Genomic DNA, 12,458 nt, shown 5'->3' with positions numbered 1-12,458 from the left:
TTATCAGGAGGGATTCTGATGGCAGGAGCATGTTTACCTGACAAAAGTGGTTTGAGTGAATTTAATGGGCTGGATAGCGTGGATTTGCTTGCTCGTTTGATCTACTCTGAAGCCGAGGGTGAATCGTTAACAGGAAAAAGAGGCGTTTACTGGGTTGTTGTAAACCGAAAGGCAAAGAACTCCAGTGAGTTTGGCGGAAATACTGTGGCTGGCGTCGTATTAAAAGATGGGGCATTTGTTGGTATGACTACAAGCAAAGCACGTTGCCCTAACACCAATAGCGGTGAATGGAGTGATTCTCTGAGTGTAGCTAAAAACGGGGGAACTAACCCGATCCGTAAATGTCTATGGTTTAATACCAACGACCTATATAACAAGCGTGTAATAAAAAAAGCAGACGGCTATTACTATTATACTTTTGATGGTGGTAGAACCTATAAAAAAGTGACCGATAGAGAAGTTATCGGTAATCATACTTTCTTCCTGCTTGAAGGGTATTAAAGTAAATAAGGCTTGTCCCTAAACTTACTTAGGGATAAGCCTTATTTACTTTAATTTTAAAAAAAAATGCCCCCAGGCTACCGGTGAATACCACAAGTAGTGCTTCTCGAACTCGTTCTTAATTCTAAAACAACGCCTACACTAGGGAGTATAATCCCTTTTTAATCTTCAATTACATCTGGATAGTTCATTTTGTCCATATCTTTAACCGTAATATTCCTTGCTTTAAGATCTGGACCATATTCAATTATCACTATTACAACATACCAAGTCGTAGCAACACTTCCTGGTACGAGTGCATAGATTTGGTTGTTTTTTAATTGATATTTTACAACCCCTCCAAAACCAACATATTCATTCCAAACCCCAGCATCTAATTCATTATAGGTCTTTTCTATTTTTTTATCATCCCACTCTATTGTCACATTTACTTTTCCGTTATTTTTCGTGATTTTGGAATCCACTTTTTTCTCTATGATATCAAGGGGATTCTCAACATCGAGTATAATCTCAGTTAGATTATCTTTATCTAAAACATGAATTTCCTCTAAATGAGCTCCTGTCCCATATCCTGTTGTTAAGGTGATAACAATCTCCTTTTCGCCATCGGTATTTACATCCGCAATGTTAACGGTTGGGTAGAACGTTGGGTTTATCACATTAGTCCAAGGAAAGGTTTTGCTTTTATCCTTAGTCCGGACGGTAATTTCTTTGAACATACCGTCGCCTGCTTGTTTATTTGCAAACAATGCAACGTCATCTATTTTAGCAAGTTCCATTTTGTTCTCCTCACCTTTAATGGCGTCTGTCAGCTTATTATCCGAGTTATAAATGATTGTTTTTGTTGCAGCGTCCCACTCTACATTGATATTCAATGCTTCGCCAACAAATCTAAAAGGAACATAGGTCGAGCTATTAATAATTCTAGCCGGGTTGCTCAGTGTTAGTTTGGAATCTCCTTTATAAGCTATATCCTTACCAATTGTAAGCTTGAGAGTTTCTTTTGTTGTGGTATCTGCCACGGATACTGTTTTTGTTTTATTGTCCCAATCCACTTTTATATTTGGCAGCAAGGAAACAGTTCGTATAGGGACAAATGCAGTTTGATTGATAATTTTAGGCTCCTGATCTTTGACTTCAACTCCATTAATATTCAAACTAACCTTTTGTGTACTTGCCATAACCATACTACTGATTGAAAAAGTCATAAAAAAAACAAAGCAGATAGTCAAACAGATTTTCCTTTTCACTATTTGTACTCTCCTCATTCAATTTTATTCTTTTTTTGCGTTTGGTAGATATTTTGTACCAAATACTTTTTTAGGTGTACTTTTCTGATTTTTTCTGCCAGCATTCACTTATCATCAACATTTTCTGCATAAATGTGTTCCTTTGCTTTGGGCAAGAGACTAGCTAGGTGTTAAACCTTTTTTAAATTCCCTAAAAAACATGGCTATAGTATTCATAACAATATTTTTCTTTGACTACAATTACCTCCCCAAAAAACACATTTAAAAATAGACGCAAATATGTATTACATTGTTCCATAAAATTTAACTAATGCTTCATTCTACCAGAGCCGGATATTTCCCCTATTTGTTTTCCATGTTCTTTGATTAATAATATTTGGTATATAATTACCCTTTATGGGACAAGGGGGTATCAAAAAGGCCTCCTTTTTTCTCTTTATATAGTAAGAAGGGAATTTCAATTTCAGGAAAGGGGGTGTAAAGATGCACTATGCTTGACGATGTTTTACTACCGTCTGGTTCCCGGGTTTATGATATCCTGATGTCTACGAAAATGCTGGGTAACCTTAAAACAAGATCACCCAGCATCGTTGAAAATGTACGAATCTTTTTTCCGGTAGTTATGACCTTTTTACAAAGCAGCGACAACATCTTTGCGCCGGTATATGCTCAATACCAATCCCAATATCACCAACTGGACAATCAGTTGAGAACCGCCGTAGCTAACCAGCGGCAGGCTGAATCCGGTCAGGGGAGCCAACCCCAGTGTCATTAGGATATTCCAATAAAACTGAATCATAAGCATACCCACCAGGCCACTGACCAGTAACCGGCCATAACGATCTCTCACCAGCCTGGCAACCCGCAAGATTCTAATGAATAAAGCAGTTGCCAAAACCACCACAGCCAAACCGGCTATCCATCCAAAACTATATACAATACTGGTAAAAATTAAATCAGTATGCAGACTGGGCAGGGTTCCTGCGGGCAAGTCAAAACCCCGCCCCCAAAATCCGGCTGACCGGATAGCTTCAATTGATTGCATAACCATATACCCAATACCCTGGGGATCCTGACGGGGGTTTAAAAATGCCAAAAAGCGCGCCATACGATAAGGAGATGTTACCACACTAAAGATGGTCAGGGTCAAGAGAAACAAAATAATTAAGCCAATGTCTTTTATTTTGGCCCCGGACACTCGCATGATGATTAAGAAAACCAGTGCATACAAAAAGGCCGCTGTTATGGAGGGACTCATCAAAGCCAGTATAACCGGAATCATCAGCATCGTAAAAGCTTTTAACAAGTAGTTTGGCTGATGCCAATCCCAATCCGCAAAAATACCGGCAATAGCAATGGCCAGGAAAAAAGGAGCGGCTTCAACAAAATCAATGCTGATAAAACCAAGATGCAGATAAGGTTTACCCATATAAAGCGGCCCCTGCCAGAGTATATAAAGCCAAACTAGTAACGTCCCTATATATAAATACCAGGACAGGGACTTAAGATTTTGGTAATTAAAAAAGTTCACACCCACCGCTATCAGCACACCGGCCAGCGTAAAAATAATGCTCCTTATAAACAGCGAAGATGCTTCTGCCATGAGCAAGCCGTTGACTTCCAGAGAATACAGGGTAAAAAGCCCGAGACCAAGAAAAAAAACGACTAATGCAACTATACTCCACTCAGTGCGCGGCTTGTGAATATGATGCAAATTCCTCCCAAGTTCCCGGGCATCGCCCATGTGATTAAGTGTCTGTATAACAGCATCTTCTCTGGGGGTACCCGCCTGCTCATATTCTTCAACCAGTTCACTAATATGACTTAACAATTCCATTCTTATCTGGGCATGCATGTCCCGCCATTTAATCTGCGAACATACAGTATCAAGGTAGGTTTGGATATTTTCATTGTGCTCCAAGTCCATATACAGCCCCCTCCCCTAAAATCTTATCTACTGTGGAGCGGAAAACAGCCCACTCGGTCTTTTTTTCCTTGAGCTGCAGCTTGCCCGTATCCGTAATACGATAGTATTTTCTGCGGCGGGTTCCTTCGGCTTCCGTCCAATAGGATTCCACCAGTCCTTTTGATTCAAGAGAATGCAAGATTGGATATAAGGTCCCTTCTTTAAAAGCAAAAACGCCACCGGAGTGCTTTTCAATTTCCTTGATAATTTCATAGCCGTACATATGCTTACGTTCAAGCAATGAAAGAATCAAAATAACGGTACTCCCTTTTAGCAATTCCTTATTAACCTTCATAACCTCTCTCCCAACGGTTAGTTTTGCTACGGCCAATTAAACAGGATTAGCCGTAGCATAGCAACACAATGCATCGTGTATCTATGTATAAATTTATTACTATATTATCATTTTGTCAAGCCAAATTTAGGCAAAAGCACAGGGAAGCGCGGGGACAATTCTCCTGCTTCCCGCACTTCCCAATTGATATTTATAGATACATTGTATATACTACCAGTAAGAGGTGATGCAAATGTACGGCACAATTCAAAAATGGGGGAATAGCCAGGCGATAAGACTCCCTAAGGCTATACTTGAAATGGCTAAACTAAATGAAAATGATAAGGTGGAAATAAAAGTTCAAGACGGCAACTTAATAATTTCTCCTGTGAAAAAACACAAAACCTTACAAGAAAGAATTGCTGAATATAACGGTGATTATAAGTGTAGTGAATGGGATACTGGAAAGCCAGTAGTAAAGAGGCGTTTTAATGGAATATATACCAGAGCAAGGTGATATTGTATTTTTGGAATTTGACCCCCAAGCAGGGCATGAACAAAAAGGTAAAAGACCTGCGCTGGTTGTTAGTAATAACACCTATAATAAATTTACTAAATTAGCTATGGTATGTCCGATTACTAACACCAATAGAAATTTTCCGCTGCATATAGAACTGGATGAAAGGACTAAAACAACAGGTATTATTATGTGTGAACAGGTTAAAGCTTTAGATATATACGCAAGAGACGTATCCTTTAATGAAAAAGCGCCAAGAGATATTGTAGAAGAAGTGGTAGATATTTTAATAGGATTTGTGGAAATTGAGCATGAGAAATAGCAAGGAAGCGCAGGGGACGGTTCTTAAAGGGTTCAATTGGAAGTTTTGCGGGAGAAAAAAAGCTCAATGTCAGGTAACCCTGATTTGAGCCTTAATCATTGATAACGTGTAATAACTACCGCGCAAAAGTGGATAAAGAAAAGGTTTTCCTATGCTTCCCACTTAAATTGGCCTTATAATAATGTCTTTGCCACTGAGCATAATAACAAACCGTTTGGTACAATAAATCCACCGGTATTTAACCAACGACAAACCACTAATGGCAAACCGCTAATGACCAAATTGGAACAACTAACCTGCCCCCTAGTCCCTGTGTAAATTAATGGGCTTACAGCACGTTTCAGCGCTTAAGTTAAACTTTGGTGTAGCAAAAACCATTTTTTCTCGAGCATGTTTTATTTTCTGAAGACTCTCCAGACCATGCAATAATTCAACTTTCACTTCCTCGCCGGCTTGGTACTCCGCAACACCAATAGGCGCAATAAACAGGGCATCGGCCTTAGCCAAAATATGCGGAAGGCCATTGGCATATCCCACAGGCGAAGCCATATACCCATCGTTTTGTTTTGTCAAATAAAGCCAAGTATAAACTTCAATATGCGGATTCTTTTGAAGCGGCTTTTCCAACTTGACATTGATTGTGGGGCGCACGGGAGCAAAAAGGCCGTAATAATGATGCACCAGCCCCAAAACGCACCAATCCATAGCAAGAAACGCAGCAATGATCGGTCCTGGTATATTGATCACCGGTTTTTCATCATTTTCGGGACCATATTCAATCTTTTCACCTATCGTGAGTGTGTTTAATAAATACCTGGGCCTCATATCACTGACGTGAAGTTCTTTACATTTCCCATATATTTTAGTGACCACCCCGCCATACCCCACCACAGTTACTACGTCTTGGGGTTTGATAAAATCAAAATTACCTTTTTTGTAAGTAGAAATAGATTTTTCTTGGTTCAGATAATTGTTAATTAAGGGTTGAGAAAGAGCATTAAGTGCAGCAAGGCACAGCGACCTCATTTGAATTTCTTTGCGCTTTAAAAGATATTCCACAAACTCAAACAAGCTTTTGCCAATGTACTGCTGCAGTCGAATAAACTGCTCCATATCATCAACAGGTCCATAAACTGAATGATCAGCGGTAAAATTAAACGCTAGTCCCACTTGGTTTCCTTCGGCAACAATGTAGTTCCATTTATTCCTATAGCCAATTTTCCTAAGTTTAACGGCATCTTTGTTTGCACAACTATAACCCTTTAGCACTTGCCCATAAGCTTTTTCTAAATCAACATTTGAATTTATCATTGGTATACATCTCCGTCAAAACTATTAAAAGAATGAATTGTATTCCTCATCGCTGAGGTCATAGTTATAAAAAGTTTTAAAAAACTCCTTTGTTTCTTTCTTTAAATCTATATCTTTTGTGTGTTCCGGATAAAGTATAGTTGCCAGCCACATAAAGCCCAAAGGGGCTTCGGGGGAAGGCCTATCCCACCAAAAAGCGCCGATGGGAACTTGGTGCACCCGGCCGTTTTTAATTGCATCTAAATCGCTTAACCTTGTATCCTTTTTAAGTTCTCCTACGGCATTGCCGCCCTTTTGTAAAATAATAACGTCCGGATCCCAGGTCATAATCTGTTCGATGCTAACCTCTCTGCTCTCGCTGATATCGGCAGCAACATTAACACCTCCCGCCACGGCAATAAGGCTATCCCCCCACACATTTTTACCTGAAACCGATTTCAGGCCTTTGCTGGCGTAAAGAACACGCATTTTTTTATCTTCCGGCACTTTGGCAAGCATTTTATTTATATAAGCTATCTTATCATCCCAGTAATTAACTAATTCCTTGGCCTTTTTCTCGTTTCCTAACAGCGTCCCCATCTGCAAAAATTCGTTTTTGAGGGTATCAATATCAGCCCAGCCGATAAGCATTGTAAATGTCGGAAAACCCGCTTCTTCGATGGCTTGATTACCCTTTTTCGATGAAATACCAACTAGAACTATATCCGGATCGGCTTTAATTATTTCCTCAATATTAACATCATCAAATGTCCCTGGGTTGACGATGTCTTTATACCTGGGGAACATTTTGAGCAACTGGGGAAAATTATTCATTGGTGCCTGAGCGACAATCTTATCACCCGCACCCAAAATCGTCACCTCTTGGGCGGTTCCTCCTTGACAGGTAATAGCGATCCTGTCTATTTTCTCCGGCACAGTTACCGTTCTACCGTTGGCACCCACCACCTGTTTAGCAGCTGCAGCCTTATTGGTTCCCGCTGTGGAGCCGGGCTCTTGCCCCGCTTTATTATCGTTTTTTACCTGACCGCAACCCACAACCCCTAATAAAAACGCAACCAATAACAAAACTACAACATTTTTTTTAATATTAATCATCTTAACTCCCCCTGCATTGTTTTTCATAACCATTGACAACCAATTATTTTTATACACCCGGCATGGATGCGGTAAGTCCTATGTCACTAATCCTTGTCGGTCAATCTGAGCTTTGGGAGAGGTTGCAACTGCAGTCCTATGCTGCCATCAAGCAAAGAATCGACCTTCAGTGTAAATTGCCATACCTAGATCGCGCCCAAGTCGGTGAATAAAGCCTAAGTTTTCCATATCTCCCCATACTTCATCAAGTATTAAGCAAACAGCAATGTGAATGGATCGCTTACTGTAGTTACAATGTATATTTGTTTTCCGTTAATGGTTTTATGTAATAAAACCTTAAAATCCCTACCATGATACTGATACTCTATAACCTTGCCGTATATTTCCAGCGATATATAGCAGGACTAGCATTAATTTTGGGAGTGGCCAATTTACTCTTGACAATCTATTGTCAGTTAATTCATAATATACATAATAAAGAACGGTGTACACCATGGTGAACATTAACATTGTTTAAGAAATTTTGAGGGGGTAATATGTATTTTCGGATTTTGGGTTAGTCGCCTTTGGTAAGTTGGATTACCGGAAAATATCAAATGCAACAAAAGCATGACCAGTATAAACGGGATGCTGAGAAGTTATCGGACACCCGACATCGCTACAATGAGTTGATATGGGTAACCAAGGAGGATAATTCGATGAAAACGCCAGTAAAATTGAACGTCAATCGTCAGAGCCACGAACTTTTTATTCCTGAAAACAAGACTTTGCTGGAAGTACTGCGTGAAGATCTTGGCCTCATGGGCACCAAACACGGTTGTGAATTGGGAGAGTGCGGGGCTTGTACCGTTCTGATCAATGGCGAACCACACCTTGCCTGCCTGACTATGCCTTTAGAAGTGGAAGGTAAAGAAATTTTAACGGTAGAAGGAATGGGCACCTTGAGCAAACCCCATCCTTTGCAGACAGCTTTCGTTGAAATGGGAGCTATACAGTGTGGTTACTGTACTTCCGGCATGCTCCTTACTTCTAAAGCTCTGCTCGACCAAAAGCCTCTGCCTTCACGTGCAGAGATTAAAGATGCTTTATCAGGTAACATCTGCCGCTGCACCGGTTTCCGAAAGATTTACGACGCGGTGGAACTGGCTGCTAAAAGAATGTGTGACCAAGCGTCGGCCGACCGGGCGCCTACATTAAAGGGGGGAACAAGCAATGAATGAGTCCTTCAATTTGATCGGTAAATCTTTGCCCAAGGTTGACGGTCTAAGCAAAGCTACCGGGAAAGCCCAATATACCTCAGACATTTCTTTTCCCGGCATGCTCTATTGTAAGCTGTTGCGCAGTCCCTTCGGTCACGCGAAAATTATCGGCATTGATTATGATGAGGTGTTGTCGCAACCAGGTGTAATAGATATTATGCTGGGAGGAGAGCTGACGATTCCTTTCGGCATTCTGCCCGTCAGTGAGGACGAACACGCTTTGGCGATTGGCAAGGTGCGCTATGTAGGAGATCCTGTGGCCGCAGTAGTTGCTGTCGATGAGGCCACTGCCGAGGCCGCATTAGCCCTTTTTAAGGTGGAATACGAACCCCTGCCTGCTTTTTTGACTGTGGAAGATGCTTTGCTGCCTGCCGCGGAACCTATCCACACTTATACCGGAAAGGGTAATATTCACAGGGAAATAGCTCTGGAATTCGGAGATGTGGAAACCGGTTTCAACGAGGCCGACCACATCAGGGAAGACCTATTTTTCTACAGCGGCAGCACCCATATGTGTCTGGAGGAACATGCGTCAGTGGCGGTGCCGGAAAACTATGGACACCTAACTCTATATACAAGTTCCCAGACTCCCCATTATTTGCATCGGGCTTTAGCGAAGGTTTTGGGTAAGCCCGCGGCTCATGTTCGGGTTGTAAGCCCCTTTATAGGAGGAGGGTTCGGTGGAAAAAGTGAACCTTTTAGCCATGAAATGGTAGCCTCATATCTAGCCTTAAAAACCGGCTGTCCGGTAAAGATAACCTTGACCAGGGAAGAGGTTTTTTATACCCATAGAGGGCGCCATGCCACCTTGATGGCTGTCAAAACCGGAGTTAAACGGGATGGAACAATCACTGCCATGCAGTTTACCAACTTTTTAGACGGCGGCGCCCATGGCAGCTTTGGGGTGGCATCTTCCTATTACACAGGTAACTTGCAAACAACCACCTATAAAATCCCCAACTATAAAACAGATATAGTGCGGTGTTTCACCAATAAACCGGCGGCCGGCCCCAAGCGCGGGCATGCTGCGCCCCAAGGCCGGTTTGCCATAGAATTGCAACTGGATAAACTCGCCGAGGACATTGGAATCAGTCCTGTAGAAATTCGAAAAATCAACGCTATTGAGCCCAATTCCCTTACTGTAAATTACTTGCGGGTAACCAGCTGCGGACTGTTGGAATGTATAGAACGGGTAGACCGGGCATCCGATTTTACAGCTAAGCACTCAGCCCTGCCTTACGGCAAAGGCGTTGGTTTTGCTGTAGGCGCCTACATGTGCGGAGCAGGACTGCCCATCTATTTTAATCCCTTGGACCATTCCCAGGTTATATTGAAGATTGACCGGGGCGGCGGAGTAACTCTTTATTCTGGTTCTACTGATATCGGGCAGGGCTCTCTCACTGTTCATGCTCTCCTGGTGGCAGAGATTTTGGGCCTTCAAATGGAAGATATTTATTTGGTTGCAGCCGACACAGCCCTCACTCCTGTCGACATGGGGAGTTATTCCAGTAGGGTTACTTTTATGTCCGGCAACGCTGCAATTCAGGCAGCCCGGCAATTGCGTGATACAATTGCCCAGGCTGTTGCTGAAAAACTTCAGGTAGACAGTCAAAGCTTAGTCTTTAAGGAAGGCAAAGTGATGGAAAGGAATAATCCTGATAAGCAAATACCTTTCAGTACGGCCTGTGCTCTGGCCGAGGCCCGCTCGGGGCTTCTTGTAGGCAGGGGGGGGTACAAACCACCCGATCTGGCCGGTCCTTACCGCGGTTCGGGCGTTGGCCCTTCACCTGCTTACAGCTATTCCGCCGCCGTAGTTGAAGTTACTTGTGACCCCGTAACAGGATTGGTTAAGGTGGAAAAGGTTTGGGTGGCTCATGATATTGGTATAGCCCTCAACCCGCTTAACGTGATTGGACAGATTGAAGGCAATGTGTATATGGGTCTCGGGGATGCCTTAATGGAGGAGCAGACAATGCGCCGTCATCTTCTAAAAGCTCCGTCAATGCTGGACTACAAGACTTTTACCACTCTGGATATGCCCCCCGTGGAAAGCATTTTAGTAGAAACTGCTGAAGCCGAAGGACCTTTTGGAGCTAAAGAAGCGGGTCAGGGACCCTTGCTCCCCGTTGTTCCTGCCCTGGTAAACGCTGTTTATAACGCAGTCGGCGTCCGTATTGATGAGGTACCCGTTACTCCTGAAAAAATACTCAAAGCACTGGACGATAAAGCCAAAGGCGGCTCCGGCCGCTATGGTAGAAAAATGGTACCGCAATATAAATTTCCCAAACCGCAACGGGTGCCCAGACCCTGGGATGATCAGCCAAAAGACTGACCGGCAGTCAATGCCGGTTTCTCATTTTATGAATAATGGAGGCGGTATTCATGCTAAGGTTGCCTGAATTTAATATGATTACCCCAAATACGCTGACCGAAGCACTGGATTGTCTGATTGAGCCCAATACTACCGTTGTGGCCGGCGGTACCGACCTTTATCCCAACTTAAAACGCCGTCAGATAAAATTTCGCAACCTGATATCACTTTCGCGCTTGCGCGAACTGCGCGAGATATCCGGTGATGAAAAAAAAGGACTGGTTATTGGAGCCACCGTATCCCTGACAGAGGTTGCCGGCAACCCCGTGCTCAAGAGCTACTACCCGGCCTTGGCACATGCCGCGCATTTGGTTTCCACTCCCCAGCTGCGCAATGCCGGTACTCTTGGCGGCAACGTCTGCTTAAACACCCGCTGTATGTACTTTAATCAAAACGAGCTCTGGCGCCGGAGCCTGGGGTATTGCCTGAAAGCCTTCGGCTCCGTCTGTCAGGCGGCGCCAAAGAGCCGTCGTTGCTTTGCCGTTTCGTCGGCAGACACCGTTCCGGTACTGGTTGCTCTGGCTGCTCGTTTGCGTCTGCGCAGCTCTACCGGAGAGAGGGAAATCCTAATTGAAGATTTTTACGGGAAAGACGGTATCAACTACTTAACTAAAAAGCCCGACGAAATCCTCACTGCCATTCTGCTGCCCCCGGCAGGAGGTCTGCAGATGAATTATATTAAGCTGCGCTCCCGCAATGCTTTCGACTTTCCCGTTGTCGGTGTAGCCGTGGCTTTGGAAAAAAACGATGCCAATAAGGTGGTCAGGGCCAGAGTAGTGCTGGGCGCGGTAGAATCCAGGCCTTTGCTAATAAAGGAAGCGGAGGTTATGATGGGTAATAAGTTAACGCAGGAGATTATTGACACGGTGGCCAAGGCAGCTTTCAAACAGGCCAGGCCGCTGGACAATACCGATATGGGGCCGGCTTACCGCAAGCGAATGGCCCGTGAATTAACGGCTCTGGCACTTAAACAGTTGGTGTAGTTGCAATATGCTCGGGTAGTTTTTTGGCCTGGCATTCGAACGTATGGCAACAGATTAGGTAGGGGATTCTATTATTTTATATATGACTCATTATCGGAACCAACATTGGTAATGTCAAATAGTGATAAAATATGGTAAAATTAAAAGCGGGAATACATAATTAACAGACGGGCCTCACCTACCGGGGATGGAAACATCTTTGAAAGGGGGTGAGGCAGGATGCAAACTATCGCAATATCAGATACAATCCAAATCGTGATAGCAATTATCCTCCTGGTCACCCTTGTTGTGCTAATCGCCGACCGCAGGCGTTAAAACGAAACCCCTTAAACTGCTGGAACAGTTTAAGGGGCCGTAATTAAACCTCGGTAAAGTGAGGCACACCGCCGTTTTTTTAATTATCAGTATTCCCAACTATATTTTTATTATACAAAAATCCAAAACCTTTATCAATAGGAAACATAAGGGGGAGAAACCATGCTCGAGCAAATTGCGAGAGGCCTGGCCGTCCTTCCAAAATTCCCAAAAGGAGTCAGTCCGTGCGCCAAGCTAAGGGCGTATCATATAGTGGGTGGGTGGCTTCGGCAATACTTTTCCATTATAAAGTTA

Annotated in this window: 11 protein-coding genes and 1 pseudogene; 7 read left to right on the top strand and 5 right to left on the bottom strand. The window is 43.2% G+C overall.

Annotation, left to right across the window (positions count from 1 at the left end; all coding sequences use genetic code 11):
* The first annotated feature begins 18 nt into the window (after window positions 1–18).
* Window positions 19–501, top strand: a complete 483-nt coding sequence (locus DESGI_RS02065) for a cell wall hydrolase (RefSeq protein WP_006522808.1) — start codon at window positions 19–21, stop codon at window positions 499–501.
* 161 nt (window positions 502–662) lie between these two features.
* On the opposite strand, the gene DESGI_RS02060 is transcribed toward DESGI_RS02065, so the two are convergent.
* The 3 genes from DESGI_RS02060 to DESGI_RS02050 all read right to left on the bottom strand — a co-directional run bounded on the left by DESGI_RS02060 (window position 663) and on the right by DESGI_RS02050 (window position 4,012).
* Window positions 663–1,751, bottom strand: coding sequence for a copper amine oxidase N-terminal domain-containing protein (locus DESGI_RS02060; protein WP_006522809.1), 1,089 nt, complete (start codon window positions 1,749–1,751; stop codon window positions 663–665).
* 631 nt (window positions 1,752–2,382) lie between these two features.
* Complete coding sequence (locus DESGI_RS02055; protein ID WP_006522810.1) at window positions 2,383–3,678, bottom strand: FtsW/RodA/SpoVE family cell cycle protein; 1,296 nt, start codon at window positions 3,676–3,678, stop codon at window positions 2,383–2,385.
* Window positions 3,659–4,012, bottom strand: coding sequence for a PadR family transcriptional regulator (locus DESGI_RS02050; protein WP_006522811.1), 354 nt, complete (start codon window positions 4,010–4,012; stop codon window positions 3,659–3,661). Before DESGI_RS02050 ends, DESGI_RS02055 begins: the two co-directional genes overlap by 20 nt.
* Window positions 4,013–4,244: 232 nt before the next feature.
* On the opposite strand from DESGI_RS02050, the gene DESGI_RS02045 reads away from it, so the two are divergent.
* The gene (locus DESGI_RS02045) at window positions 4,245–4,508 is read left to right on the top strand and encodes an AbrB/MazE/SpoVT family DNA-binding domain-containing protein (RefSeq protein WP_006522812.1); all 264 of its coding nucleotides are present in this window, start codon (window positions 4,245–4,247) and stop codon (window positions 4,506–4,508) included.
* Window positions 4,483–4,830 carry a type II toxin-antitoxin system PemK/MazF family toxin gene (locus DESGI_RS02040; RefSeq protein ID WP_006522813.1) on the top strand — a complete coding sequence of 116 codons (348 nt, stop codon included), beginning with the start codon at window positions 4,483–4,485 and terminating at the stop codon, window positions 4,828–4,830. Before DESGI_RS02045 ends, DESGI_RS02040 begins: the two co-directional genes overlap by 26 nt.
* Before the next feature lie 303 nt (window positions 4,831–5,133).
* Here the strand turns inward: DESGI_RS02040 and DESGI_RS02035 are convergent, their stop codons facing one another.
* Together DESGI_RS02035 and DESGI_RS02030 are read right to left on the bottom strand one after the other, a co-directional pair.
* Window positions 5,134–6,141: an enolase N-terminal-like fold-containing protein gene (locus tag DESGI_RS02035; RefSeq protein WP_006522814.1), complete on the bottom strand. Its 1,008-nt coding sequence runs from the start codon at window positions 6,139–6,141 to the stop codon at window positions 5,134–5,136.
* Window positions 6,142–6,165: 24 nt separating this feature from the next.
* Complete coding sequence (locus tag DESGI_RS02030; protein ID WP_006522815.1) at window positions 6,166–7,236, bottom strand: ABC transporter substrate-binding protein; 1,071 nt, start codon at window positions 7,234–7,236, stop codon at window positions 6,166–6,168.
* Between the two features lie 62 nt (window positions 7,237–7,298).
* Here DESGI_RS02030 and DESGI_RS25530 point away from each other — a divergent pair.
* From DESGI_RS25530 to DESGI_RS02015, 4 genes and pseudogenes are all read left to right on the top strand, one after another.
* Window positions 7,299–7,445, top strand: a pseudogene (locus DESGI_RS25530) (AAA family ATPase); the annotation flags it as partial.
* Window positions 7,446–7,934: 489 nt separating this feature from the next.
* Complete coding sequence (locus DESGI_RS02025) at window positions 7,935–8,456, top strand: (2Fe-2S)-binding protein (RefSeq protein ID WP_052543918.1); 522 nt, start codon at window positions 7,935–7,937, stop codon at window positions 8,454–8,456.
* Entirely contained in the window at window positions 8,449–10,827 is a 2,379-nt protein-coding gene (locus DESGI_RS02020; protein ID WP_006522817.1) for a xanthine dehydrogenase family protein molybdopterin-binding subunit, read from the top strand. The genes DESGI_RS02025 and DESGI_RS02020 overlap by 8 nt, the downstream gene beginning before the upstream one ends.
* Window positions 10,828–10,877: 50 nt before the next feature.
* Window positions 10,878–11,849: an FAD binding domain-containing protein gene (locus DESGI_RS02015; RefSeq protein WP_006522818.1), complete on the top strand. Its 972-nt coding sequence runs from the start codon at window positions 10,878–10,880 to the stop codon at window positions 11,847–11,849.
* The last annotated feature ends 609 nt before the right edge of the window (window positions 11,850–12,458 follow it).

Origin of the sequence: Desulfoscipio gibsoniae DSM 7213 (assembly GCF_000233715.2) — a bacterium.
GTDB classification, from domain to species: domain Bacteria; phylum Bacillota; class Desulfotomaculia; order Desulfotomaculales; family Desulfallaceae; genus Sporotomaculum; species Sporotomaculum gibsoniae.
The sequence above is the reverse complement of the archived record's forward strand: the minus strand, read 5'-3'. Positions and strand labels throughout refer to the sequence as shown.